The organism is Corynebacterium pacaense (assembly GCF_900169525.1).
Lineage (GTDB): Bacteria > Actinomycetota > Actinomycetes > Mycobacteriales > Mycobacteriaceae > Corynebacterium > Corynebacterium pacaense.
Map to the genome: position 1 here is coordinate 85,561 of NZ_LT821239.1, position 26,462 is coordinate 112,022.

Sequence of the window (26,462 nt, forward strand, 5' to 3'; positions counted from 1 at the left end):
TCCGTCAGCTCTCCGTTAAGTTATTCTTGTGCGCGATCTCCTCGATGCGGCGGGTGAGATGCGCGCCAACAGTTCCGATCTCCGGCTCATCGACAACCGCGAGGTGGTCGCCCCTGAGCTGAATGATCTCCAGTTCTTCTACGATAACCGACCATCCGCCGTCCGGGTCAATCGTGGCGTAGCTCGGCTCCAGCTCGATCGCACCCTCGTGCATGCGCTCGGCGCGGAAGAGGAGCACCGGGGCGCTCACCGCCGCCCACCGGGTGAAATCGAGTTTGTCCAGGATCCGGTTGTCCACGAATGAGGCGCGCTGGTGCTCCAGCACACCTGCGGAGATGCCGTGCTCCGAGGCGTCGGTGGAGGAGAGGAACTCCCCCAGCATGCCCAGGAGGGCATCCTCGCCCGCGGTTTCCAGCAGCTCGAAGGGGACGGGGAAATCCAGTCCATAGGTCTTCTTGGCGAACGCCTGGTAGCGCTCCCACCTGGCGCGGGTCTCCTCCGGGGTGTCGGGGCTCGGCTCGGCGGCCTGAACCGTGTCCAGCAGCGCGATGGTGGCAACCTCAACGTCGGAGTCCTGCAGCTGCGAGGCGACCTCGAAGGCGAGTGCCCCGCCGAAGCTCCAGCCACCGAGGATCACCGGCAGCCCATCGCTGTAGGCCTTGACATCCTCGACATAGGCGGCCGCCCGATCCTCCAGCTGGCCCTCCAGTCGCTCGACCCCGTAGACCGGGACGTCCTCCGGCAGGCGGCGCATCAGCGGCTGGTAGACCACCGAGGAACCGCCAGCTGGATGGAACATGAACACCGCGGGCTTTTCCGAACCCTCCGGCCGCGGGCGCAGCACGCGGATATTGCCCTCGACCTCCGTCTCGAAGCCCTCGCGGACCGCGTCCGCGAGCGGCTCGAGGGTTTCAGCGGCAAGGACCTGCTCTACGGAGATGCTCACGCCGGAGCGCTCGGTGAGGCGCTCGGCGATCTCCGTCGCCTTGTCCACATCGATCTTCGGCAGCGGACTGGTCACACCGGCCGCGGCGGCCCCGGTGAGACCCGCCCAGGTTCCGAAGACCATGCGCTCGGATGCGTCGCGGGGGGCGACACCAACTCCGTTGCCGGTGGCAGACTCGACCGGGGTGCCGACCCGGACCGCCGGCTCCGTGGGTGCCGGCTCCGTGGGTGCCGGGGAGGCATCCGGGGCGTCGTCAAGCTGTTGTCCGGCGACGAGATCCTCAACCAGGTGCACGACATCGGCGACCGAGGCGTCGCGGAGCGCCTGGACCTGCAGTGGTGGGATCTGGAAGTCATTTTCGATGCGGTTCTTGATGCGCATTCCCATGAGGGAATCCAGCCCGAGATCGATCAGCGGAAGCTCCCGCGGGAGGTCGTCGACGTCATATCCCATCGCCTCCGAGACAATCGCCTTCATGCGCTGTTCCACGGTCTCGGTGTCCGGATCCCAGCGCACGGCCTCAACATCGAGAGGCAGGTCGGAGAGCGCGGAGTCGGGCTCCTCCACCTCGGATTCGAGCGGGGGTGTCACCGCGCCGAATCCGCCCGTGGTGGCAAAACCCTCCGCGACCAGCGAGGTGACATCGCCGTGGACCTTGTACACGCTCAGGCTGAGGCCGCCGAGGTGGCGGCTGACCAGCGTGGTGATCTCCCCACTCGGCGGCAGGGAATCACGCTCATCCGCGGCGACGAGGGTGGAGCCGCGGAGCACGGCCTCCGCCGCGGTTTCCATAACGGCCACGGCCGAGGGCACCATCTCGGCCACGGTGGTGAAGGCGACGGTGTTGTTGGGCAGGGTGACGCGGGTGCCGGGCAGTTCACGGCGATCGCCGCTGCTGGGGCGCGCGGAGGTCCAGAAGCGCTGGTGCTTCCAGGTGATGTGCGGGGGATCGATGATCTCTCCGTCTCCATAGAGCGGCGCGAAGTCCACCGGCTCACCGTTGACGTAGAGCTTGGACAGCAGATCACGGATCGTTTCGGCCTCGGGAACCTTGCGCTTGAGCACGAAGAGCAGCTGGGCGTCCGGCCTGCCGACCGAGAAGGCGGTGTTCATCATCCCCATAAGCGCCACCGGATTCGGCGAGATCTCAACGAGGGTGTTGTACCCCTCGGAGAAGGCCGCCTCGGTGGCGTCCTGGAAGTAAACGGGGTTGCGGGTGCAGCGCAGCATGTAATCGGCGTCGTGGACAACGGCACCTGGCCGGTAGATCACACCCTTGTCCACCGAGCTGAACAGCGGAATCCGCAGGGGCTTCGCCTCCACCCCGGCGATCTCCCCGGCGAGTTCGCCGAGCAGGGGCTCCACGGCACTGGTGTGTCCGGCTCCCCGGACGTTGAGCAGGCGGGCGAACTTGCCCTCGGCCTCCAGCTTCTCCACAAGTGCGACGACCGCTTCGCGAGGTCCGCCGACGGTGGTCATCCCCGGACCCGCGTACACGGCCGGCTCAATGCCCGCGTACTCCGGGTTGGTGTCGATGAAGGCGTCGAGGGACTCCGGGGAGAACTCGACAACCGCCATGGCGCCGAGCTCATCCTCGGACAGGGACTTCTCGCCCTCACCCATCAGACGGGAACGGTGACTGGCGATCAGCATGGCGTCACTGTCACTCAGTCCACCCGATGCGTATCCCGCCGCGATCTCACCCATGGACATGCCCATCACCGCTGCTGGGCGCACGCCGAACTCCGCCAGGAGATCGGTCAGCGCAATCTGGATGGCGGTGATGGCCACCTGGGCGGTCTCGGTGTCATAGGTCTGCTCATCATCCAGGACAATGTCCATGATGGACCAGCCGGACTCGAACTTGACCATCTCATCGAGTTCCTCGATGCGCTCGCGGAAGTGCGGGGAGGTGGAACAGAGATCCTTGATCATCTTGCGGTGCTGGGACCCGAATCCCGAGTACACGAACACCGGGCCATTCGCAGCCGGCGCATCGGCGGCGGCGATGCCGACGCTGACCTTGCCCTCCGCCACCTTCAGGAGACGGTTGATGGCATCGTCGACGGTGCCTGCGAGCACGACGGCCCGGGAGCGGCCGTGGTTGCGGCGCGCAAGGGCGCGGGCGACGGGGATGAGATCGGCGTCCGTGCGCCCGCTGAGGAACTCAGCGAGGTCGGCCGCCGCCTGTCGACGCCTCGACGGCAGGTGGCCCGATACCGGCAGGGCAACCACCTCATCGGGAAGCTGCGCCGCCTTCTGCACCGACGCCCTTCCATAAGCGGAGGAATCGAAGTCGGTGACCACGACGTGAGCGTTCGTGCCGCCGAAACCGAAGGCGGAAACTCCCGCGGTGGGGCGCTCGGAGTACTCCGGCCATTCGCGCGGGTCCTCCACGACCTCCAGGTGCTCCGCGTCGAAGTCGATGTACCGGTTGGGGCCGGAGAAGTTGACCGAGGGTGGCAGGGTCCTGTTCCGCATGGCAAGAACCACCTTGATGATGCCCGCGATACCGGCCGCCGCCTCGGTGTGCCCGAAGTTGCTCTTCGCGGATCCGAGCAGTGCGGGGTTCTCCGCGGACCTGCCGTGGCCGAGCACGGCGCCCAGTGCGGTGGCCTCGATGGGATCACCGAGTATGGTGCCCGTTCCGTGCGCCTCGATGTAATCGACAGTGGTGGGATCGACCCGGGCGTCCACATAGGCGCGCTGCAGCACATCGATCTGGGCGTCGGGGTTCGGGGCTGTCAGTCCGTTGGAGTGCCCATCGGAGTTGACGGCGGAACCCTTGAGCACGGCGAGGATCTCGTCGCCGTCGCGGATGGCGTCGTCGACACGCTTGAGCACGATCACCCCGGCACCGTCCGAGCGGACGAAACCGTCCGCATCGTCGGAGAAGGCATGGATCCTGCCACTCGGGCTGATCACGCCGAGCTCGGCGAAAGCCGTGGTGACGAAGGGTGATGCGAGAATGTTCACGCCACCGGCGACCGCATGATCTGCCTCGCCGGTCCGCAGTGCGCGGATGGCCTGGTGGACGGCCACCAACGAGGAGGAGCAGGCGGTGTCCACGCTTATGGAAGGACCGCGGAAATCGAAGACATAGTTGATGCGGTTGGCCACGATCGCACTCGAGGTACCCGTCAGCGCATAGGGGTGAGCCTCGGCAGGATCGGCGGTGATCAGCATGCCGTAATCGTTGTTGGTGGAACCCATGAACACTCCCACGGGTTCACCGCGCAGTTCATTCGGTGCGATCCGCGCGCTCTCCAGCGCCTCCCAGGTCAGTTCCAGCAGGATACGCTGCTGGGGATCCATGTTGGCGGCCTCCAGCGGGGAGAGTCCGAAGAACTCCGCGTCGAAACTGGAGATATCCGGCAGGTAGCCCCCGACGGTGCTGTACTCCTCCATCTTCTTCGACATCACCTCATCGCCCGCGTACTCGGACCAGCGTCCGATGGGCAGTTCTCCGATGCCGTCCCTGCCCTCGATGAGAAGTTTCCACATCTCCTCGATGTTCTCGGCACCGGGGAAGCGCGCGGCCATACCGACCACCGCGATGTCGTGGGTACCGGGCGTCTCGGCCGCGTCGCCGTTGGTGGAGAAGCTCAGGGGGCGGGCGCTGCCGGTGCGGGCGGGTTCTCCGTCGACCAGCCGCCTGGCCAGATCGCGGATGGTGGGGTACTCATATGCGATGGTGGCATCAAGCGATACATCGAGGAGATTCTCGAGTTCCCCGGAGAGCACCACGACATCGCGGGAGGACAGACCAAAGGTCTCCATCGCCTTATCGTCGGAAACTTCCTCCTCGGGAAGGCCGGTTGTCCTGACAACCCAGTCCCGAAGCCAGGTGCGGACCTGATCGGTTGTCATTTTCTGATCCGACGAGTGGCTCTGTTCCATGCGGATGGCCCCAGCCTTTCACAACGATTGATTAAAACTCTGCATTCAAATGTCCATCATCTGGCGGTGCCACGGAACCTCGAGCGACCGTGCACCGTGGCGGTGGCGAGAACACCCGCCGATCTGAAGGACCCGTATCCGAAGCTATATCGCCACGGATTCCGAAAGTGTTTCATCCGCGGGCGCCCAGCCGATTCGACTACCGCCGGACAACCTGGCCAACCGACCTGGCACACCAACCTGCCAAACCAACGAAATAAACAAGGAAGAGATACTACCAAGAACTCGGGCGCCGGAGAGAATCCGACCCTGGCACGGCCTCTGTCCACCCCCGGCGATATCGTGCCGGGGGTCCCGGCCGCACAGTTGCCGACCTAGTTGCCCTCTTCCGCGTTCTCGCGGAGGAAGGTGGCCTGATTCACGCGGCGGGCGATCTTGCCCGAGGAGGATCGCGCGATCTCGTCCGGGGCCAGGATGCGGATGACCTCCGGCACCAGGCCATGCGCGTTGGCCACCGCCGTGCGAATGGCGTCGATGGCGGCGGCATCACCGGATTGCTCGGCTGCGGGATCGCGCTCGGCCAGGATCACCAACTTCTCCACATCCTCGCCGGGGACCGCGAAGGCGGCGACGCAGTCGACCCTGACGTGGTCCGTTGCCGCCTGAACCGTGAACTCGATGTCCTGGGGGTAGTGGTTGCGTCCCGCAACCACGATGAGATCCTTGCGGCGACCGGTGATGTAGAGCTCATTGTCAACGATGGCCCCGAGGTCGCCGGTGGCCATCCAGTGGTTGTCTTCCACCGCGCCCTCGGCCCGCGAACTCTCCGGCAGACGGTGTTCCAGGGTGTTGCGGAAGGTCTGTGCGGTGTCCTCCTCGCGGTCGAAGTAGCCCACCGCGGTGTTCTCACCGTGGGTCCAGATCTCACCGATCTGCCCGTCGGGAAGCTCAGTTGCGGTGTCCGGATCCACTATCACCAGCTGCTGCGGGGTGACCACCTGACCGTTGGAGACGAAAGCCACCGCGCTGGGGGCACCCCTGTCCACCAGGATGGCCCTGTTGCGCGCCAGCTCCTCGCGGTCGAAGTAGGAGATCAGGGGGCGGTTCTCCGTCTGCGGGGTGGATACCAGCAGCGAGGCCTCCGCGAGACCGTAGGAGGGGCGCAGGGACTTGACAGGGAGGCCGTAGGGTTCGAATGCCTCGCGGAATGTTGTCAGGGCCTTTTCCGTCACCGGCTCGGATCCGATGATCACGGCGTCGATGGCGGAGAGGTCGAGCTCCTCACCCTCGGCCGGCCTGGCGAAGCGCGCGGCCAGCTCAAGGGCGAAGTTCGGGACCACGGTGTAGACGTTGTGGTCACCCTCGCGCCGCGAGAGCTGCCTGATCCAGCGAGAGGGCTGCTGCACGAAGTCACGGGGATTCATGAACTCATTGTCCAGGCCGAGCATGGTCACGAAGGCGCCGAGGATGATGCCCATGTCGTGGTGCAGCGGGAGCCAGGAGACCAGACGCAGAGGAGTGCGCAGATTGGCGGCGGTGAAGATCTGCAGCACGTTGGTCAGGATCGAGCGGTTGGTCAGGACCACGCCGGCGGGAGTGCGGGTGGATCCGGAGGTGTACTGCAGAAAGGCGGTGAGGTCGATGGGTGCGGCCTGGCGCATGGCGGACAGGCGTTTGCCCGCTTCGGTCATCATGGGGTTCTCGTAGGACTCCGCGAGACTGTCCGGCAGGGAATCCACGGACAGGATTCGTGGCCGCTCCGCTGCCGGGATGGAGGAGAAGTGCCTGCGCACGGCGGCTGCGGAATGTGCGTTGGTGAGCACGACCTGTGGTTCACAGTCGGCGAACACCGCATTGAGGTGATCGGCGTGACCCGGCTCGGTGGGATCATAGAGGGGAACCGGAACCATGCCCGCATAGATCGATCCGAGGAAACTGAAGAGGTACTCGGGGCTGTTGTTGGCCAGAATGGCCGTGCGGTCACCGATGGAGGCGACCTGCTGGAGCCGGCCCGCGACAGCCTTGATCCGGGTGTTGATCTGCTCGCGGGTGTACTCGATGCATATTCCCTCGCGGGAGTTGGAGAAATCCCAGAAGCGCATACGCACCTTGTCCCCACCGCCCTCGGCGATATCGGACTGGTACATGAGCTCGGCCATGGCTGCCAGGGTCAGAAAGGGCGGAAGGTTGATTTCGCCGTTCTCATCGAAGAATGCTCCGATGGCTTTGTCCAGATCCATAAATCTTCCTTAATCGTCTATTGCGGGAATTCAGGCCGGGGCAGCCCCATCACCACTTTGCATTTCGAATTTGGTCTCAATTTCATTACGTTCGGGAAATAACCCTAGCGGACGGCGGCGTCCAAGCCCCAACTTTCGGGGCCCCGGTTCCGAATTCAGCCGTTGTCGATGAGGTTTTCAGCCCAGTTCACCAGCCAGGCGTTGGTGGTTGTACCCGGGATCACGTTCGGGTTGGTGGCGTACTGCGCATGGATTCCGTTCGCGGCGACCATGGCCATGGCCCGGTCCAGTGCATTGCCCACATTCGCGGGGGCATCGCAGATGGAGTCGTCGGGGGCGCAGATATCGAAGACGCGGTCATTGAGTTCGCCGAATCCACCCACCCGCGGTCCGCGCATGGTGGCACCGGGAACGATCGGCTGCACCAGCAGGCTCAGGGGCTGCAACGCGACCTCGGCTCCGACTCCGGAGACGAAATTGCCAGGGAACTGGCCCACACCTGGTTCCCTGCGGCCGTCAGCAACCAGGGCGACACCCCTGATGCTGTCCGCCGGCACCGCCGCCTGCCCCGAACCGATCTGCGCCGCCAGGTCACCGGCAATCACCGCGCCCTGGGAGAATCCGGCGATGACGAACTGGGTCAGCGGGCACTCGTTGTGGGTGCTCACCATCTCACCCGTCATCCTGGACAGACCCTCGGTGCGCGACTGATCATAGGACATCTCATTCTGCGCATTGATGTTTCGGAACTGCGCGGTATATGGAAGGGTCCACACCTTCACCTCATCGGCGCTGTAGCGTTCCTGCAGCGGCCTTGTCACCGACAGCATGAAGGATGCCGGGTTCGCCGTAGGGTTCACCGGGTCGTCGTTCGCCGCGGATTCCCAGGTGCCCGGGGCTGCAATGAATTCCACCGCCGGACACCATTCCGGCTGTTCCGGGGCCGCCGATGTCCCGGTTCCACCCGGCCCGCCGGTGCCCCCCTCATCATCGGAGGTGTTGTTCACCCATTGGATCGCACTGACTCCGATGATCACGAGCACCACGATGGCGGCAATGACGATGATCGTTTTCCTCATCGTTTAACAGTACGCCCGTTCCGCGGTGCTCCTGATCAGCTCGGTGATAGTCGCACCCTGATCCTCTGCAACGTCGGTGCGCCCCTGAGCGATCAGCTGCCCTGCAATGGCGTCGAGCGTGAAGTTGTCCACGCCCTCCTCCCTGGAGCGGCACACGGTGTTCGCTGCAGCGATCATCTGATCCTCCACCCCGTCGACGTTCACGCCACCCGCCCTGAGCCCGTCGAGGAAGTCCAGTTCCGCCGGAGTGCGTTCAACGGTGAACTCCGGCAGTTCCGAAACCTCCTCTGCCGGCTGATCACGCGGCGCGGGGTTCGACCCGCCCCCGGAGGCACGCGGGGAGCTGGAGCTTCTCGACGCCTCGGAACCGGCACCGGCCTCCGAGGACCCAGTGGTCGCGCTCTCCCGCGCAACCGAGGTGGTTGCGGATTCGGTTGCGGTTCCGGATCCCTCGACGGTGACTCCGCCGCACGCGGCGAGCGTGGCGGCGAAGCCCAGGACTGCCGCCACAAGGGCGGTTCGGGTTCTAGTGAAGGTCACTACGAACGATTCTCCTCAATTCGACCGTTGACCTGTCGGATGGTTCCGTGCTGGAAGGTGATGCTCTCCCCGCCGGCGCTGATGGCGGACTGATCGGTGGTCGGCCATCCGTACTCGCCCTGCTCCCAACCCTTCGCGCCCCAGGCGTTGAAGATCTCGCCGTACTTGATGTAGTGGGCACCGGTGGATTCGGACCAGTAGATGTTGCCGTTATCAAATTCCTGGAAGGCGCCGCCGTTGATCAGCTTCTCATCGCCCTTGGGGAAGCCGAGGGTCTGCGCGACACCGTCCGCCATGTACTTCCTGGCGATTTCACCGCGGACCCAGAATGCCTGCTTCTGCGGCGTGCGCAGAACATATCCTCCCTGGAACTGCTGTGACAGGCCTCCGTTGAAGGACACCGCCGCACCCGTCGGGTAGCCCAGGCTTCCCTGCTCATATCCCTGGGTACCCCATGCGGCGAGCATGTCGCCGGGGATCTCCCACGGACCGGTGGTGGCGGTCCAGTAGATGGATCCGTTTTCGAAGGTCACGAAGCGTCCCCGGCCGTCCGGCGTTTTCATCTCGCTCGAGGTCGGGAAGCCCAGCCAGGACTCCGGGCCACCGAGCTCGGAGTAGCGGGCGTTGATGCGCCCGACCAGGCCGAAGGCGCCGGTCTCGGCGGACCAGTATGCCCGGCCGTTGGCGAAGTCCTGGGCCATTCCACCCGAGGTGGGGTATTCATTGGTCAGGCAGGTGCCCATGGCACCGTCCCTGGTCGCCTCTGCGATGGCTCCCACGGGCGCACAGTTCGCTCCGCGATCCTCCTGGGACAGCCCCAGGGAATCGGCGATGAAAGGCCAGGCCTGGGTCATCTCGAACTGCCAGTAGGGCCATGCGTGCACGCCGGAGGGGCGGAAGCGCGAGGTGACCTCGACCCCCGCCTTGTTGGCCGCATCCACGAAGGTCTGGGTGGACATCCGGGAGATGACCTCGAGGCCGACGCCGGCGGCGTTGGCCGGACCGGTGGCAACGGATCCCTGCTGGCCGAAATCGTCCGCTCCCGAACCAGCGGAGACGTAGATGGACTTGCCCTTGAGTGCTGCGACATTGCGCTTGGGATCATTCTCCAGCCAGCGCTGCGATCCCGCGGTGCCCCACATGGCGTTGACGTCGTATCCGCCGGCATCGGCGAGAGCGGCGCCGATGGCCGCGGGCATGCCCATGGAGGTGGTGTCCAGGTAGCCGGAGAAGGACCCGACGAAGTTGAACAGCTCGGGGTGGTGGGCGGCGATGTTCACCGCGGCGGTGCCACCCATGGAGATACCGGTGATGGCGCGCTGTTCACTGGAGCGAAATCCGTTGGCCAGGATCGGGGTCAGTTCCTTGGTCAGGAAGGTTTCCCACTTGTAGTTCTTGCCGTTGTTGGGCTGTTCCCAGTCCGAGTAGAAGGAGCTCTCGCCGCCGACGGGCAGCACGACGATGGCGTTCTTGTCCGCGTAGAACTGCTCGATGTTGGTCTCGATGGTCCAACCGCTCTGCTCCTCGATGGCGCGCAGGCCGTCCAGCGCCCAGACCTCGGGGAATTCACGGCCGGGATCGGAGTACCAGTCGCGGGGAAGCAGCAGCTGGACCTTGATCGGGCGGTCCGGCATCGCGGCCGACTTGATGGTCAGGATGACGTGATGGGAGGTTGCCCACTCCGCGCTAACCACCTGGACGCCCTCGGGAAGGCCCGGGATACTCGGATAGGTCACCTCGCCGTGGGGCAGCTCCTCAACGCGGGGCTGCAGGTAATCGGTCAGGCCGTCGGTGATACTGCCGATCTCTGAGCTTGAACTCGAGCTCTGTGCCATGGCGACAGGGCTGGTCAATGTCATTCCCAGCGCAATCGCGGTGGGGATGGCGCCCGCCGTGATCCAGAGGGAACGGAATCTGGCCTTGGTCGAACGGGATGCGGTGTCGCGCATGAATGTGTCCTTTTTCTTATTTCGAGTGCTACCTGCCCAGTCCCTCATAGAATCACGGTGCCGTCAACCCGGAGGTTCCCCGCCTCCGGCCTGACCGCTCCGATGGGAGGGACCGTGCCCGTGTTGAATCTTCAGTTCTTCACTGTGTGTCGTAATCCCGGGGCGAAGAGTTACACATGTGGGTGTGCAGCCGACTCCGAACCCAGATTGCCCTCAAGTTTAAGTTCAACTTGAGACTTTTATCAATGCCACACCGAAAATCGGTGAAATAATCAGCATCCGTGGAGCCCGAACGCCCGACCGATATGCGTGCACCCCCGGCGCATCCCCTGTGGGGGTGCGGTGGGGGCGTCGAAAAGCATGGGTGCTACCAGGCGTTCATCACGTTGAGCACCCGTTCGCGGGTGTTGTAGAGCTGGGAATTGAACTGCGCCCAGCTGTGGATGCCGGTCACCGGATAATCGGCTGTGGGGTTGAGCCCCTCGAGGCGCGCCTTGGCCTCCCAGGCCCTCGTCGAGGTCATGGCCACGAACTCCAGGACCGAACCCGTCATGCGGTGATCGACGCGGGTACCGTTGTCCGCCGGACCCCAGAGACCGGAGGCGGCGGAGATGTATACGTCGGTCCCGTGCAGCCCCGCCATGTTCCAGAAGGGATCATTCTCGAAGCGGCGCGGGTTGATGATCGAGCCGTACATGGCGTTAACGTTGAACCCACCGGTATCGAGCATGGCCAGGCGGAGCATGGTCTGCATGCCGGGGGCCGTGGTGTTGAGGTACCCGGACCATGACATGGCCTGCCGGAACTGGGCGGGGTGCTTGGCTGCGAGGTTGAGCGCGGCCGTACCACCCATGGACAGTCCCGCAATGGAGTTGTTGTTGCGGGCGACGCCGAAGTTGGCCTCAAGGTATGCGGGAAGCTCAGAGGTGAGGAAGGTCTCCCACATGTAGATCACGGGATCCGCCGAGGACAGTGACGCCTGCTGGTTCCAGTCAGCATAGAAGGAACCCGCACCACCGACGGGCATGACCAGCGTCAGGTTATAGTCCGCGTAGGCCGCGGCTGCATTGGTGTCCACCAGCCAGGCGTTGGAACGGTCGGTGGCACGCATGCCATCCAGAAGGTAGAGGGAGGCGTTTCCGCCTCGTTGGGCCGGTTGGATCTGAACGGGGATGTTTCGACCCATGGCGGGTGAGTAGACATCACAGCGCTGGACCCACCAGTTGGCGGGATCCCAGTCACAGGAGCCTGTTGCGTCGGGGCGCAGCCAGTCACGGTTGGCTGCAGAGGCGGTTCCGGCGCCTACGACCATGAGACCCGCCGCGGTTGCGAGTGCCACCAGCATTGCGATGAGCCTTCGGCTCACCGCGCCGGCACGCGTAAATACGGACATGTTTCTCCTCCGGCAGAAAAAGTAGTTGTAACTCGGCGAGGATGCCACCGAACTCTCTTCGTGCCTATCTCGGTTTACGGCGCTCACGTTACCAAGTTGTAATCAGATCCGGTAGTCATGGGAGGAAACTGCCCGGGTTTTAGGGGTTCACTGGGAATCCCCCGTCCCCTCTCAGCGGGGTGAATCCAGATGGATATCCACTGGCCAGGCTATCTGCGGCAGACCCTCCTGAAACTCCGCCGGGGTGGGGTCAAATTCTTTGAGAAGATCTTCAGGATCATTTGATATTTGCAGTGTCCTACCATCGGTGAGGGCATATTTGATGTTGGCCAGGAAACGATGCAGGGACATCGGCTCCCTGTAGACATGGAACAGATGCACGAGCTCGGGGTGGCGCAACGCCTGTCGTGCGCGGTAGGTGGTATCGAAGTCGATCCATCCCGGAGTGTAGGCGAGGGGTGTGGCTGATTCGGCGACCTGCCACTCCAGACCCATGAGTTTGTCGTGGCCGATTCTTCCACCCTCGATGCGCGGCTGACGAGCGGCCAGCGGCGTGGCCAGACCGATGAGATCGGTCACCCGCACATCCAGCGGCGCGTTCATCGAGGACATGCCCAGGTTCACCAGGAACACCGTCGGCGGCAGATTCCCCAGATCCCCGGCCTCCGGACCCTCCATCCGCGGCGTGGTGATCCAGGAATAGGTGTTCGGGTCCGTACCCACCAGAATGTTCAGCTGTTGGCCGGTCGGCCGCGCCAGCGTCTGATCCCGCATCACCTCGGTGAAATCATTCATCGAATCGACGGTGAGGAAGTCCTCCGCATAAAGCGGCGGATTGTCCTGGTCGCGGTTGGTGAAGTCTATCCAGAAGTCTCGCTCATCCACGACGTCCTCACCGGTGTTCTCCCAGCCGTGGCCGTTGACGAAGACCACGGCGGAATAGATCCAGACCGCGACCACGAGAACCCCCGCAACGGCATCGCGCCAGCTGCGCTCGACGACATTGACCGGGATCACGGCCACCGGCAGCAGTATCGCGAACAACGGCAGCAGCAGCATCCGCCCGTGCATGAAATCCCCACCGACCCGGATCACGTAGAGGAAGTGCACGAGCGCGCAGACAACGAGCACGCCGACGGCGACGCCCGGGGTCCGCAGACCCGTCCGGGTCAGGTGCCTTCCATAAGCGGCTGCTCCGAGCATACTTGCCGTTACCGCACCGGCCGCGAGCAGGATGGCCAGACCCAGCCACAGGTTGTAGGGTCCGGTGAAATCCTCCACGTAATCCCAGCCCGTGCCCCACATCGCATCGCTCGCGGATTTCGCCACCGCGGTGTGCGGGACAATCAGACCGTAATATCCCATGCGGAAGATCTGGTAGGCCAGTGGCAGCGGCAGGGCTGCGGCCAGGATGCCCGCCACCGAGCTTCTCGACGCCGCCGTCAGTAGCAACAGCACACCGGTCAGTCCACCGTAGAGTGCCAGTTCCGGACGAACCAGCCAGCTCAGGCCCGACCAGAAGGCCAGGACATAGGTGACCGCGCCCGGATTGAAGAGTCCGTTTGCCTTGAACTTCGCATCCCCGGAAGCGGGACCGGTGGACGCCCAGAGAACGAGCAGCAGCCACTGGACGGCGATCCACAACAGGGACAGGCCCCATTCCAGCCCCGAGGTGGCGAAGTCGCGGGCCGGGGAGAGACTGAAGTAGGCGATGATGCCGGCGGGCAATAAAACAGCGATCTTTCCGCGGTGCAGGTGCGCGGTACCCAGCACGCCCACCACCGCGGCCGCCGTGGTGAAGATGATGGCCAGCCACAACGCGATATCCTCAAGCCGCGCATCGGTGACCAGGGCGACGAGATAGATAAGGTACTGCCACAGCGTGGAGGTGTTGGTTTCCACCCGCTCCCCCGCGTTGAACACCGGGCCGTTGCCCGCCAGGAGGTTGCGGACGGTGCGCAGCACGATCAGCCCGTCATCACTGATCCATCTGCGTGTCCATCCCGCCCAGAAGGCGAAGATCCCGGCGGTGAGCGCAGCGAGGACAGCGGTGACCGCGGTGATACCGGGCGCTTTCGGGCGCTCCTGCACGAGTTCCGAATCCGGACGCGGGGCGGTTAACGTCATGAGGCCACATGCTATCACTGCATGTGGCCCCGGAAGCTAATGGACATGCTGGTCAGAGCATGTTCCTGAACGGATCAGGCGAGAGCGGGCATGACATAGACCGCCATGACGATGCAGAACACCCAGGCCAGAGCCAGGACCTGGAGCACCCGGTCGCTCAGTGCGACCTCGTCGGGTGCACCGCCGTCGCCGGTGTCCACACCCGCGGCGTAGCGCAGAATCGCCACCGCGAAGGGAACCATGGAGATCTGGTACCAGGGCCCGGCGTCGGAGGTGCCCTGGGAGAGGTCGAAGCCCCACAGCGCGTAGGACATCACCACCGCGGTGGCGGCCATAGTCCATACGAAGCGAAGGTAGGTCGGGGTGTAGCTCTCCAGGGACTTGCGGATCTTCGCACCCGTGCGCTCGGCGAGAAGGATCTCCGAGTAGCGCTTCCCGGAGGCCATGAACAGCGATCCGAAGGCGGCGACCAGCAGGAACCACTGCGAGAGCTCGATCCCCGCCGCTACACCACCGGCCATGGCGCGGAGCATGAAACCGGAGGAGACCAGGGCGATGTCGATCACCGGCTGGTGCTTCCAGCCGAAGCAGTACCCCAGCTGGAGAATGATGTACACACCCACGACCATCGCCAGGGAGCGGCCATCGGTGGCCAGGAAGGACAGGCCGAGGGCGGCGATGATGAGTACCACCGCCATGGCGTAGGCGAGCGAGACCGGAAGCACGCCGGCCGCGATGGGCCGGAAGCGCTTGGTCGGGTGCTCGCGGTCGGCCTCGACATCGCGGGCATCGTTGACCAGGTAGATCGAGGAAGCCGCGCAACAGAAGACGACGAAGGCCAGCGCGATGTCGAGGAGGGTGCGCTGATTGAAGATGGCATCCGCACCGGCCGCCAGCGGCGCGGCGAACACCAGGACGTTCTTCACCCACTGCTTCGGGCGAAGCGCCTTGATCATGGCATCGGGAAGATTCCTCGGGGGCTGCCTCTTCTTCGAATCGTTCTCGATCGCGGAGGTGTGCGGTTCAGAGCCCAGAAAAGCCTCATGCTCCGCAGGCTTTCCAGCTACGTTCTCACTCACGCGGTTGCCCTTTCAATCTTGTGGACGGCCTCAGCGGTGGCCGCACCCAGGATCGCTCCGGCGAGCACATCCGTGGGGTAGTGAACTCCGAGAACCATACGCGATAATGCCATCACCGGGATACCCAGCAGTGGCAGGGGTGAACGCGTGATACGCGAGAGATAGAACATCGTCGCCGTCGTGGAGGTGGAATGCGAGGAGGGAAAGCTCAGCCGGGACGGAGTTCCCACACCGATCCTGATCTCCTCGTCATGCGGCCTGGGACGGCGGACGATCCGCTTGAGCACCACGGAGGCTGCGTGACTGAACAACGCTGCGGTGAACAGCCCCGCCCACTGCCTGCGTCTCCTTCGGTCCACGATAGCTCCGGCGGCACCCAGTGCCAGCCACCCCGCGGCGTGTTCGCCGAGGAGGCTCAGTCCCCTGGCCGCGGGGAGGACACCGGGAAGGTCGGCCAGGGCACCCTGGATCCCGACGAGGATCCGTGCTTCGCTACTGCTCATCGAAGACCTTTCCCCAGGACTCACGGCTGACCAGATCCCCATGGGCGCCGCGGTAGCGGGTGCGGAGCTCCTCGAAACGCTCCTCCACCTCCTGCTGGAGGCGGGTCGCCTCACCGGCCAGTTCCCTGGCCCTGTCACGGTCGCGTTTCCGGTAGACAACGCCGCGCCCGTCGGCGGTGGTCACGGTCGCGCCGTCGACACGCGAAAGGCTGAACCAGCGTGCCTCGATGGGGGCGAAGTTGGCCTGCGGAACCTCATGATGTGCGGGGTTCTCCCTGGAGAGTGAGTGCTTGAGCCCCCTGGCGAGCCACACGGCCTTCTTCAGGGGAGCCAGACGGCCGCCGATGTCCTTGGTTGGAACGCCCGGCGCGCCGGAGGGCGAAGGCAGCTCGGCGGCGGTTGGCAGAACCACCGCGTCGGGGTAGGTTTTGCGGATCGCGGCGATCCGCGGCAACGAGGTATCCAGAATATCGAAGAGTTGCTCGGGTCCGGCCAGAAAATCCTTCATGGCTTCGTTCTGGATGGCCACGGTGGAGTATTCGAGACAGAGCAGGTGCTTGAAGGTCGCCTTCTGCATTGAGCGGATGATTCCGTCGACCCGACCGTTGTGTGTCATCGCCGCGACGATCAGCCGGTTGCGCAGATGGAAATACGCCTGCCAGTCGATGGCGTCATCCTTGTCCGACCAGGCCATGTGCCAGATCGCGATCCCGGGCCACGTGGCCGTGGGGAACCCCTGCGACCCTGCGCGCAGCCCGTACTCCACGTCATCCCATTTAATGAACAGGGGAAGGGGTTGGCCGATCCGCTCCGCGACGACGCGGGGGATCATGCACATCCACCATCCGTTGAAATCCACGTCGATGCGACGATGCAGATCGCGGGAGTTCGGGGCGTCCGGCTTGTCGCCGAACCTGCCACGGTCCGACAGTGGGTGTTTGGCGAAGTCGTGATCATAATGAACATGGGGCGCCGCGGTCCACATGAAGTCATGGTGGTTGATCACTTCACCCATGGAATGCAGATGGCTGCGTTCCTGCAGGTTGAGCATCTGGCCGCCGACGAGAATCGGTGATTTCGCGTAGCGCGCCACCTGGAGAGCCCGAAGGACGGAGTCCGGTTCGATGGCGATGTCATCATCCATGTAGAGAATGTAGGGGCTCTTCTTCGCCCCCGCGGCGCCGTCACCGTCAACGCCGCCGAGGGCCTCGAACATGATGCGGGAGTAGCCGCCGGAGCCGCCGAGGTTGCCCTGGCGGAACTCGAAGAATCGATCGCCGAAGGCGCCGGTCGCAGCCTTGTACCCCGGTTCATCCGAGGGGTGCCTGTTTCCCTGGTCGGGCATGATCACGGTATCGATCACCGCGTCCACGGCCGGATCGGAGGCCAGGGCTTCGAGTGCGGCCACGGCATCGGCGGGCCTGTTGAAGGTGGGGATGCCGATGGTCACACGCGGTTCGAAGGGGCCGACCTCGGTGCCGTCGGGCATGATCTGCGCTCCGGGTGCGACCGGTGCGAACCAGCCCGCCTCAATGATCTGCGCATCCGTTTCGGCGGTCATATCGAACCAGATCCAACCGCCGTCCTCGAAGGGCGCCAGGGACACCTCGAATTCAACGGTCTCATCCTTGACCACCGATCCGTCGATGCCGATCCTGGCCCCGTCAATCTTGGAGCGGTAGAGGTCCACCCTGGCCTCCCCGGCGACCTTCAGCTTCAAAACGACGGAGTCCAGCTGGGACCAGCGCCGCCAGTAGCTGGCGGGAAAGGCGTTGAAGTAGGTTTCAAACGACACCTCCGCACCAGCGGGCACGCTGACGCTGAAACGGTCCTCCCAGCTCAGGCGCTCCTTGTTGATCTCCGCTTCAAGCAGGTACAGGGACCTGACATCTGCTGGCTCGCCTCGCCGTGGCAGGAGCACGCGTTGGAGCTGCTCAACCGCCAGGTTCGTTGTGCTCATTGACGTATCTTCACCCTTCATCTTCGCTTGAGGCAGGGCCCCGGGTTTCCGGGCCACATTGATCTCACATTAACCTCCGTCAAGCGTAGTGGTCGGCCGCCCGCTTCACCGAACTCACGCGCCGCATTCTCGCTGGAAAGTGGCTGTGAATCCCTGCGTGTACGTTGCCGGTGAGTCGCAGGCGTGACCACCGCCCACCTCCTGGACACGGTCCGCACCATCGGGCGAAGGCCACTATCTGATCACGATCCATCGTTTTTGTGGAATGCGTCGCCCACGGCGACGTACCCTGGCGACCATGGAGACTAAGGCAACCATGTCGACTAAGACTACTGAGGCGACACTCCCAGTGAAGAGGGCCCTGTTCGGCATCACCGCGGCAGCCGGCTTGCTGCTGATCTCAATGCCCCTGGCAGCGGCCCAGTCCACCACGACGACACTCGATGTCTCCGTCCTGGACGGCGCGGACCAGATCACGCCGGAGGACGAGGACTTTCTGCGCGCGGAAACCCCCAAGATCGGGTTTCCCGAAGAGGTCAGGGCGGTCCGCTACATCACCTTCGCGGAAAACTCCAGCAACCTCAACGATGACGTGGAGAATCTCCTTCGCACCGAGCACCCCGAGTGGATCCAGTCCGACTCCTTCGCCCCGGGCGAACTGATCATCGTGGTCGGCTTCGACCCCCACGAGGTGGGCACCTACGCCGGTAATGACGTCGATTCCGCGATCGGCCTCTCAGAGCAGGGACGCCTCGGCGGTGTCAATGATTCCATGAAGCCACTGCTGCAGGATGGCCGTACCGCATCGGCGATGTACAAGGGCGCCGAGTCGGCCGCGGATCCCTCCGTGGTAGAGGAAACCGGTGGTGGCATCAATGGCAGAGTTGTCGCAGGAATCGCCGGCGGAGGCCTGGTGGCGGTCGGCGGGGCGGTTGCCGCGGCGGTGGTTGTCAGCAGGGGCAAGAAAGCGAAGAAACTGCGCACGGACTTCGATTACGCCAGCAACCATTACGGCGAGGTGGCCCAGCAGCTCGACGGGATCAACGTGAGAGCCCATTCCCTCACCTCCCCGCTCGCCGATGACGAGCTGCGCAGACAGTGGGAGGATGTGAACTCACGGTTCCTCGAGCTCAATGACACCTTCGGCACAATGGAGGCGCTGAACGCCTCCTCTGCGGATAAAGAGTTCCTCGCACACGCCGACGCCATTGAAAAGGCCCACACCACGGTGACCCAGATGGAGACCGCACGGGAAAACATTGACACCCTATACAACATGGAGCACGGCGACGAGGGCGTCCGACGCCGCGAGCTCACCGAACTGCGCGAGGATGTGCAGGAGGCGCGCCACGAGATCGACGAAAAGGATTCGGTGCTCGACGGCACCCTCGCCGAACTCATCTCACGCCTGGAAGCGATGGATCCGGCTTCACAGTCCTTCATGGACGAGTACGCCCGGGTGATCAGGGATTACGCGGCCGCGCTGCGCGGTGTGGAGAGCCATCTGGAGAAGGTCGAACACAGCACCGACCGCTCCACCCCGACGATCTACGACGCAGATTGGCGGGTGGGTACCGGCTACAACGCCTTCGTGCCCTACTACATGATCAGCACATGGCACGCCGCGGACGTCCAGTCCGCCGCCGCCTCCGCGGGCACCAGCTCCACGCAGAACACCACCTTCAGCTCGGGCTTCTCCGGAGCCGGAGGAAGCTCCAGCTGGTAAGGGCTGCGACGCCGGCGCCGAGCGCCCACCCGGCGAGGATGTCGCTCGGCCAGTGCACGCCGACGTACACGCGCGACAACCCGACAAGCAATGCAAGCAGCCACACCGCGCTCACCCACCACCGCCGCACAAGCAGGGTGAGCACCATGGCAAAGGCCGCCGCACCCACCGCGTGCCCGGAGGGCAGCGAGGCGTTGGTTTCCTCGACCAGCTGGGACGCGCCGGGCCGCTGCTTATCGACGACCTTCTTGAGCACGTGGCTGATGATGTTCGCGGCCCCCACCGCCACAGGCGGCCAGATCCTTCTCGTGGCACACCCGACGATGATCGAGTAGATCCACATGAAGGTGGGGCCGGTGAGGGTGGTGAACGCAATGACCAGCGGGGTCAGCCAGGCGAGGCGGTGGTTGATGAAGAGATCGAGAATCTGCTGATCGAGCACGCGCTCAACTGTACGGGAGCCACCGGGGAGTACTGCACACGCCATCTCGTGAAAAAGGCACCGTCACCGGGTTTCAAATGATCGTTTCCCCATGAATGAAACGCACGTTTCCCGCGGAGCCGGGCCCACCCCTGCCGAGATGCATTTAAACCCCGTCAACTGCTGATATCGGCTTCGCCCAGCGCCTCTGCGGCGCTCACCGCGTTGATGCAGGAGGGAAGACACGACCTTCAACGGATGACATGGGGGTATTGATGTAGTCAGTACTGGTTGAACACGCCCTCAGAAAGGGACTCCCCCCATGGCACGGATCTACGGAAATCTCACAGAGCTCGTCGGACGAACCCCACTGCTCGACATCACCGATGCCATTCCGGGGGCGAAGGCCCGCGTACTGGCGAAACTGGAATACTTCAATCCCGCATCCTCTGTGAAGGACCGCACGGCGCTGTCCATCGTGCAGGCCGCGGTCGCGGATGGCAGGTTAAAGCCCGGTGGGACAATCGTCGAGGCATCGAGTGGAAACACGGGGATCGCCCTGGCGTGGATCGGCGCGGCACTGGGGTACAGGGTGATCATCACACTGCCTGATGACGTCTCGCTGGAACGCCGCGGACTGCTTGAGGCACTTGGCGCGGAGGTCGTGCTCACCCCCGGTGTCAACGCCATGGCCGGGGCAAACCAGCGCGCGAGCCAGATCGTTGAGGACAATCCCGGCGCGTTCCTGTCGGGACAGGGCGGCAACCCCGCGAACACCAGGATTCACCGCGACACCACCGGGCCGGAAGTCTGGGAGGACACCGACGGCGAGGTGGACTTCCTCGTGGCCACGGCGGGTACGGGTGGCACGATCACCGGCTCCGGCTCCTATCTGAAGGAGCGCAACCCCGACATCACGGTCGTCGGCGTCGAACCCGCTGAGGCTCCCGTGCTGAGTGGCGGGAAGTTCCAGCCACACCTCATCCAGGGGATCATCGGCGGTGACGGATTGCCCCCGATCCTGGATATCACGCTAATCGACGAAATTATCGGTGCCCCCGGTGCCGAAGCCTTCCGTATCGCCCGCGAGATCGCCAGGAAGAAGGGCCTCATCGTGGGCATCTCCTCCGGTGCCGCGATCTGGGTGGCGGAGAAGCTCGCCACACGGCCCGGGAATGAAGGGAAGACCATTGTCGCGGTGCTTCCCGACGGCGGCGAACGCTACCTGTCCACCGGGCTTTACACCGGAGAGATTCCCACTCCCGGCCAGCGCGTATAGGCGGTGCCGGAAAACACCACACCCCGCTTCCGCTGTTGGAGGCCGGGTGGGGGCGTCGACAAGCGGGTGTCTAGTGCCCGCGGTCCTGCGTGATCGGTGCACCCTCGACGAAGTAGGGTGTGAGTTTGTTGTCGAACATCGTCAGCGCCGATCCGATCGCCATGTGCATGTCCAGGTACTGGTAGGTTCCCAGACGCCCGCCGAAGAGGACCCTGCTGTTCGTGGCCTCGGCGGCGGCGAGTTCACGGTACTTCTTCAACTTCTCGCGGTCATCGGGGGTGTTGATCGGATAGTAGGGCTCATCTCCCTCCTCGGCGAAGCGGGAGAACTCCCGCATGATCACGGTCCTGTCCTCCGGGTAGCGGTCGGCGCGCTCCGGGTGGAAGTGGCGGAACTCGTGGATGCGGGTGTAGGCGACGTCCGCGTCGTTGTAGTTCATCACCGGGGTGCCCTGAAAGTCACCGACGGGCAGGACCTCGGTGTCGAAGTCGAGGGTGCGCCAGCCGAGCTCCCCTTCCGCGTAGTTGAAGTAGAGATCAAGGGGTCCCGTGTACACGACGGGGGCATCGGGATTCTCAGCGCGAACCCAGTCGCGGACGTCGAACCAGTCGGTGTTCAGCTCCACCTCGATGAGTTCGTGGTCCGCCATGCGCTCCAGCCAGGCGGTGTAGCCGTCGACGGGCAGGCCTTCGTAGGTGTCATTGAAGTAGCGGTTGTTGAAGGTGTAGCGGACCGGAAGTCGTGTGATGTTGCCCGCAGGCAGGTTCTTCGGGTCCGTCTGCCACTGTTTTGCCGTGTAGTCGCGGATAAATGCCTCGTAGAGGGGTCGTCCGATCAGGGAGATGGCCTTCTCCTCCAGGTTGGCGGCGTCCTGGGTGCTGATTTCCCCCGCCTGCTCGCTGATGAGCTCGCGGGCCTGGGTGGGGGTGTAGTAGCGGCCGAAGAACTGGTTGATAAGGCCGAGTCCCATGGGGAACTGATAGGCGGTGCCGTCATGCATGGCGAAGACGCGGTGCTGGTAGTCGGTGAATTCGGTGAACTGGTTGACGTAGTCCCACACCCGCTTGTTTGAGGTGTGGAAGAGGTGGGCGCCGTATTTGTGAATCTCAATGCCGGTCTCCGGCTCCGCCTCCGAGTAGGCGTTGCCACCGAGGTGGTTTCGACGCTCGATGATGAGCACCTTCTTGCCCAGCTGGGAGGCTGCGCGTTCGGCCACGGTGAGGCCGAAGAAGCCCGAGCCCACGACAACCAGGTCATATTTTTTCGAATCCGTCATGGCTTCGACACTAACCGACACCGGCCCGCCCGGAATCCCGAACACCCCGGTGCGGGGGCGTCGAAAAGCAATAGAGGCAGTTCACAGCATATTCACGGACCACATTCATTTAAATGTCTAACGCAGGAAACTTCCGCAACAAAGGTACCATTAACCCCAAACGTGCACTATGATTTGCAATTGTTTTAAATTGTCTCAGCCGCACCATGATCATCAGGGAGAAAAACGTGCAGCAACGACGCCGCATCACCGCCGTCCGGCACAAGCCGACACTGGCGGTCATTCTTTCCGTCGCCCTCGTCGCCTCAGGCCTGGTCGCCGGAAATCAGATCACACGTACGCAATCGGAGGGTATCGGTCCCGTATCGGTGCTCAATCAATCCGAATCATTCGGATCGGGCACCAACGTGATCGTTGACGACCCGGCCATCAGGGCCCAGGGCGAGGGGGACGGGCCCAGGACCGTAAAGGAATTCCAGCGCAACGACCCCTTCTCCATGTTCGCCCTGACTTGGCAGGGCGATAAGGATGTCACCGCCTTCGTCCGCGCCGAGCAGGCGGATGGAAGCTGGTCCCAGTGGTACGACATGGATCCGCAGACCCCGGACGAGAACAGGGCCGGCAATACCAACGGCACCGAACTCATCTTCCTCGGCCAGACCAATAAAATTCAGGTCTCCACACACAACGTCGAGCTTTTCGACGGCATCGCCGCGGACGAAGCGGGGCAGGAAATCCCACAGACAGGGGCGGAGGTTGGTCCGGAGGCTACCTCCGGTGAGGCTGCTGCGGATACCGTTGCTCCGGCACAGGGCGCCGACGGCACCGGCGTGACCGGTGGCCTGGCACCGCTGCCCACCAACTACGGTGACATTCAACCGGTTGCCGAAGCGAGCGACGGACTGGATGCCGTCTTCATCGACGGCAACGCCGATGCGGGAGTCGGCGGAGTGGATCTCATGGCGGACACCGACGGCATGCCCAAGGTGGTGTCGCGCGCGTCCTGGGGCGCCAATGAAGCTCTCCGTTGCAGCACCCCCACCATCGATGACCGCGTCTCGGCCATCACGATTCACCACACCGCGGGAAGCAACGACTACACACCTGCCGAAAGCGCCGCCCAGGTGCGGGGAATCTACACCTACCACGCCAAGAATCTCGGCTGGTGCGATGTGGGATACCAGTCCCTGGTTGATAAGTACGGAACGATCTACGAAGGCCGATACGGCGGAATGACCAAGGCGGTGCAGGGCGCACACGCAGGTGGTTTCAACCAGAACACCTGGGCAATCTCAATGATGGGCAACTACTCCGCCGTTGCCCCGTCGGATGCCACCATCAACGCGGTCGGCGAGTTGGCCGGCTGGCGCGCGAAGGTTGCGGGCTTCGATCCCAGGGGCACCGACACCCACTACTCGGAGGGGACCTCCTACTCGAAGTTCCCCAGGGGCGCCGAGGTCCAGCTGCCGAATATCTTCGCGCACCGTGACGTCGGCCTGACCGAATGCCCCGGCAATACCGGTTACGCCCAGATGGACCGCATCCGCACCATCGCTGCGGCGAAGTATGCTTCACTGCAGTCGGGTAACCCGGGTGGGACCGGCAACCCGGGTGGGACCGGTAACCCGGGTGGGACCGGTGGAACCACGACGCCCGCCCCACAGCCGGAGGCTCCCTCCAGCGAAGACCCAGCTGATTCAACGAAGGTTCTGGCCAGCCTTCTCACCGGAGGATCCTCGGGAGGCTCCCAGCTTCTCAACGGCGCAAACAACGAGCAGATCCTCTCGGGAATCGGTTCAATCGCGGCCATCGCGATCGCCGCCGCTCTGAGCCAGGGCAGTATCGGAGGTTCCCTTGGAAACATCAACGGCGTTCCGATCCTGGAGAATCTGAAGCTCAAGGACATTGTCCCGGTTGTAAACACCGTGATCAACCTCAGCGGGGATAACAAGTATTCCCGCGCATGGAACGATCTGAACAGGGTTCTCGGGCCCGTTCTGGGCACTGCCACTGGAGGCGAAACCACTGTCGGCTACACCAGCGAAAAGAACTCCGAGGTTTCCTACGTTCCCTTCGAAAACGGCATCATCGTCTCCTCACCTGAGGCGGGAACGCATGGGCTCTGGGGCGCAATCGGTGACGCCTGGACCCAACAGGGAGCAGATCTCGGCCCCCTGGGACTCCCGCTCAACTCCGAATACCAGGCAGGCGACCGGATCAGGGTCGATTTCCAGGGTGGTGCCATTACATACAACCCTGCAAGCGGCGAAACGAATATCGAGTTGAACTAGCCTTCACGACGATTCCCCGGAATCTGAGCCCCGCCGACTTCCCTGAGTCGGCGGGGCTCAATTCTGTTGACGCCCGTTGAGCCGTGTTCAGGCCGTTTCAGGCCACTCCGTTTTCGTAGGCGAACACCACAGCCTGAGCCCGATCGCGGAGCTGGAGCTTCTGCAGTACCCGACCCACATGAGTCTTCACGGTCTCCTCCGCCACGAAAAGCTTGTCCGCGATCTCGGCATTGGAACGGCCGGTAGCGATCTGCTCCAGCACCTCACGCTCCCGTGGAGTCAGGGTGGTCAGAATTCTGGGTTCATGACGGGGACGGGACCGACGGGCGACCGCATCAGCAATGAGCCTGCGCGTGATCGTCGGCGCGAGCAGTGCCTCCCCTGCCGCCACCACATGAACCGCCCGAATCAGTTCATTCGCGGGAGCGTCCTTCAACATGAACCCCGAACAGCCCAGGCGCAGTGCCTCATAGACATAATCATCAAGATCAAAGGTTGTGAGCATCACGATCTTCGGAAGCGGATCATGGCCACGGGTGAGTATCTGCTCGGCCGCCTCGAGTCCGTTCATGTTGGGCATCCGCACATCCATGAAGACGATATCGGGCCGGAGGCCCTCAACCGCCTTGACCGCCTGCTCACCGTCTGCCGCGTCACCGACGACGGTGATGCCATCCTGGGCGTCGAGAAGCGCTGCGAAACCCTGACGGACCATGGCCTGATCATCTGCGATGAGCACTGAGACAGTCATGTCCACAGTCTAATGCACCTCTTCAGCTGCGGGTATGCAGCCAATGGGAGGAAGCGCGGGCAGGTAGCTGTGGCCGGTTCCTCGTCGTTGCAGATGGGATCTGGGGATCGCGCGCAGCGTGCTGATGAGTTCGGGATCGCCGATCAAGTCAGGTCCAAGTTTGGCGATGGGGTCATCATCATTGACTACGGAAAGCGTGCAGGTTTCGGCTGCTCGAGCAGGTGTGTGCCGTGGTGCCTGATTGGATGCGGACGTGGTCGCGCCGCCGGGAAGGCCCTGCCAAATCCGGACTGCGATGAAGCTGTCCAGCCCGGGATCCCGCAGCACTACCTCTCCGGCGTAGGCACCAAGACTCTGACCCTGCACGATAACCTTGGGACGAAGATTCTCCGGCATTCGATCGAGTCGCATCTTCAGTTCAGTCAGGAGTGCACGTACCGAATTTATGGCGCGATCCCTGTGAAGCAGATAGACCACAGCTGAAGGAGCGGCCGAATAGCGCATGGACACGGTCGAAATATCTCCTTCGGCCCAGGATTCCAGGGCTTCAATCTGCATGTCATCAACCCATCCGGATCCGGTGGGAATCGCGACCGCAAGTACCCGCCGGCTGAAACCGCCCGCGGACTCCAGATCATCCACCGTGGTCCGCGCCGCATCCTCGTCGCTCAGCTCGCGGTGATCACCATATACACGCACTCCTCCGACCGCTGAGCCTTCGGTCAACACCATCCTCGGGGAGGACGACAGCGGACCGGAGTCGAAAACCCACCACAGAATCGGCCACATCAGAAGAACGAGCAAAACCAAAGACAGCTGCCTCATGACCATGGCCATGACTCCTCCACGGGCACTCCGCCGCGCTGCCGAATGGTGTTGGCTCCAACTGCCAACACCACCACACCAGCCATGACCCGGCAGCCCGCCCCCTCCCCGGCACAGGACTCGAACAGCCGGCCGAAAAATTGACGGTCAATTGACCGTCTTGCTCCTGCCGGCACA

17 protein-coding genes are annotated in these 26,462 nt (G+C 63.7%); 3 read left to right on the top strand and 14 right to left on the bottom strand.

The window, feature by feature from the left end; all coding sequences use genetic code 11:
* Positions 1–4: 4 nt before the first annotated feature.
* The 10 genes from B7E02_RS00655 to B7E02_RS00700 all read right to left on the bottom strand — a co-directional run bounded on the left by B7E02_RS00655 (position 5) and on the right by B7E02_RS00700 (position 17,716).
* Positions 5–4,846 (bottom strand): type I polyketide synthase, encoded by a 4,842-nt coding sequence (locus B7E02_RS00655; protein WP_080791800.1) that lies wholly within the window; start codon positions 4,844–4,846, stop codon positions 5–7.
* A 374-nt stretch (positions 4,847–5,220) separates the two neighbouring features.
* Entirely contained in the window at positions 5,221–7,086 is a 1,866-nt protein-coding gene (locus B7E02_RS00660) for a FadD32-like long-chain-fatty-acid--AMP ligase (RefSeq protein WP_080791802.1), read from the bottom strand.
* A gap of 155 nt (positions 7,087–7,241) precedes the next feature.
* Positions 7,242–8,165 (bottom strand): cutinase family protein, encoded by a 924-nt coding sequence (locus tag B7E02_RS00665; protein WP_080791805.1) that lies wholly within the window; start codon positions 8,163–8,165, stop codon positions 7,242–7,244.
* Between the two features lie 3 nt (positions 8,166–8,168).
* Positions 8,169–8,705 (bottom strand): DUF732 domain-containing protein, encoded by a 537-nt coding sequence (locus B7E02_RS00670; RefSeq protein WP_080791809.1) that lies wholly within the window; start codon positions 8,703–8,705, stop codon positions 8,169–8,171.
* A complete protein-coding gene (locus tag B7E02_RS00675; protein ID WP_080791812.1) occupies positions 8,705–10,654 on the bottom strand; it encodes an alpha/beta hydrolase-fold protein in 1,950 nt (649 codons plus the stop codon). Before B7E02_RS00675 ends, B7E02_RS00670 begins: the two co-directional genes overlap by 1 nt.
* Before the next feature lie 367 nt (positions 10,655–11,021).
* Positions 11,022–12,047, bottom strand: coding sequence for an alpha/beta hydrolase (locus B7E02_RS00680; protein WP_080791815.1), 1,026 nt, complete (start codon positions 12,045–12,047; stop codon positions 11,022–11,024).
* 171 nt (positions 12,048–12,218) lie between these two features.
* Complete coding sequence (locus B7E02_RS00685; protein WP_080791818.1) at positions 12,219–14,174, bottom strand: arabinofuranosyltransferase AftB family protein; 1,956 nt, start codon at positions 14,172–14,174, stop codon at positions 12,219–12,221.
* A gap of 74 nt (positions 14,175–14,248) precedes the next feature.
* Positions 14,249–15,253, bottom strand: coding sequence for a decaprenyl-phosphate phosphoribosyltransferase (locus B7E02_RS00690; RefSeq protein ID WP_080791820.1), 1,005 nt, complete (start codon positions 15,251–15,253; stop codon positions 14,249–14,251).
* Entirely contained in the window at positions 15,250–15,756 is a 507-nt protein-coding gene (locus B7E02_RS00695; RefSeq protein ID WP_080791822.1) for a phosphatase PAP2 family protein, read from the bottom strand. The genes B7E02_RS00690 and B7E02_RS00695 overlap by 4 nt, the downstream gene beginning before the upstream one ends.
* Positions 15,746–17,716 carry a glycosyltransferase gene (locus B7E02_RS00700; RefSeq protein WP_080791825.1) on the bottom strand — a complete coding sequence of 657 codons (1,971 nt, stop codon included), beginning with the start codon at positions 17,714–17,716 and terminating at the stop codon, positions 15,746–15,748. Before B7E02_RS00700 ends, B7E02_RS00695 begins: the two co-directional genes overlap by 11 nt.
* A gap of 316 nt (positions 17,717–18,032) precedes the next feature.
* Here B7E02_RS00700 and B7E02_RS00705 point away from each other — a divergent pair, with 316 nt between their 5' ends.
* Positions 18,033–19,442 (top strand): DUF5129 domain-containing protein, encoded by a 1,410-nt coding sequence (locus B7E02_RS00705; RefSeq protein ID WP_080791827.1) that lies wholly within the window; start codon positions 18,033–18,035, stop codon positions 19,440–19,442.
* Here the strand turns inward: B7E02_RS00705 and B7E02_RS00710 are convergent.
* Positions 19,399–19,884, bottom strand: coding sequence for a phosphatase PAP2 family protein (locus B7E02_RS00710; RefSeq protein ID WP_245802108.1), 486 nt, complete (start codon positions 19,882–19,884; stop codon positions 19,399–19,401). The two genes, B7E02_RS00705 and B7E02_RS00710, sit on opposite strands and share 44 nt — an antisense overlap.
* Before the next feature lie 301 nt (positions 19,885–20,185).
* Here B7E02_RS00710 and cysK point away from each other — a divergent pair, with 301 nt between their 5' ends.
* Positions 20,186–21,142, top strand: coding sequence for a cysteine synthase A (cysK, locus tag B7E02_RS00715; RefSeq protein WP_080791833.1), 957 nt, complete (start codon positions 20,186–20,188; stop codon positions 21,140–21,142).
* Positions 21,143–21,212: 70 nt separating this feature from the next.
* Here cysK and glf read toward each other — a convergent pair whose 3' ends face one another.
* Positions 21,213–22,418: a UDP-galactopyranose mutase gene (gene glf, locus B7E02_RS00720; protein ID WP_080791836.1), complete on the bottom strand. Its 1,206-nt coding sequence runs from the start codon at positions 22,416–22,418 to the stop codon at positions 21,213–21,215.
* 206 nt (positions 22,419–22,624) lie between these two features.
* Here glf and B7E02_RS00725 point away from each other — a divergent pair, with 206 nt between their 5' ends.
* Positions 22,625–24,709, top strand: a complete 2,085-nt coding sequence (locus B7E02_RS00725; RefSeq protein WP_080791839.1) for an N-acetylmuramoyl-L-alanine amidase — start codon at positions 22,625–22,627, stop codon at positions 24,707–24,709.
* A 97-nt stretch (positions 24,710–24,806) separates the two neighbouring features.
* Here the strand turns inward: B7E02_RS00725 and B7E02_RS00730 are convergent, their stop codons facing one another.
* On the bottom strand, positions 24,807–25,460 hold the full coding sequence (locus B7E02_RS00730) for a response regulator (RefSeq protein WP_080791841.1): 654 nt from the start codon (positions 25,458–25,460) through the stop codon (positions 24,807–24,809).
* 9 nt (positions 25,461–25,469) lie between these two features.
* Positions 25,470–26,297, bottom strand: a complete 828-nt coding sequence (locus tag B7E02_RS00735; RefSeq protein ID WP_245802109.1) for an alpha/beta-hydrolase family protein — start codon at positions 26,295–26,297, stop codon at positions 25,470–25,472.
* Between the last annotated feature and the right edge of the window lie 165 nt (positions 26,298–26,462).

Excerpts from the sequence above, each read along its gene's own strand:
- B7E02_RS00655 (WP_080791800.1), bottom strand. The coding sequence starts at position 4,846 with ATGGAACAGAGCCACTCGTCGGATCAGAAAATGACAACCGATCAGGTC.
- B7E02_RS00660 (WP_080791802.1), bottom strand. The coding sequence starts at position 7,086 with ATGGATCTGGACAAAGCCATCGGAGCATTCTTCGATGAGAACGGCGAA.
- B7E02_RS00665 (WP_080791805.1), bottom strand. The coding sequence starts at position 8,165 with ATGAGGAAAACGATCATCGTCATTGCCGCCATCGTGGTGCTCGTGATC.
- B7E02_RS00675 (WP_080791812.1), bottom strand. The coding sequence starts at position 10,654 with ATGCGCGACACCGCATCCCGTTCGACCAAGGCCAGATTCCGTTCCCTC.
- B7E02_RS00680 (WP_080791815.1), bottom strand. The coding sequence starts at position 12,047 with ATGTCCGTATTTACGCGTGCCGGCGCGGTGAGCCGAAGGCTCATCGCA.
- B7E02_RS00685 (WP_080791818.1), bottom strand. The coding sequence starts at position 14,174 with ATGACGTTAACCGCCCCGCGTCCGGATTCGGAACTCGTGCAGGAGCGC.
- B7E02_RS00695 (WP_080791822.1), bottom strand. The coding sequence starts at position 15,756 with ATGAGCAGTAGCGAAGCACGGATCCTCGTCGGGATCCAGGGTGCCCTG.
- B7E02_RS00700 (WP_080791825.1), bottom strand. The coding sequence starts at position 17,716 with ATGAGCACAACGAACCTGGCGGTTGAGCAGCTCCAACGCGTGCTCCTG.
- B7E02_RS00705 (WP_080791827.1), top strand. The coding sequence starts at position 18,033 with ATGTCGACTAAGACTACTGAGGCGACACTCCCAGTGAAGAGGGCCCTG.
- cysK (WP_080791833.1), top strand. The coding sequence starts at position 20,186 with ATGGCACGGATCTACGGAAATCTCACAGAGCTCGTCGGACGAACCCCA.
- glf (WP_080791836.1), bottom strand. The coding sequence starts at position 22,418 with ATGACGGATTCGAAAAAATATGACCTGGTTGTCGTGGGCTCGGGCTTC.
- B7E02_RS00725 (WP_080791839.1), top strand. The coding sequence starts at position 22,625 with ATGATCATCAGGGAGAAAAACGTGCAGCAACGACGCCGCATCACCGCC.
- B7E02_RS00730 (WP_080791841.1), bottom strand. The coding sequence starts at position 25,460 with ATGACTGTCTCAGTGCTCATCGCAGATGATCAGGCCATGGTCCGTCAG.
- B7E02_RS00735 (WP_245802109.1), bottom strand. The coding sequence starts at position 26,297 with ATGGCCATGGTCATGAGGCAGCTGTCTTTGGTTTTGCTCGTTCTTCTG.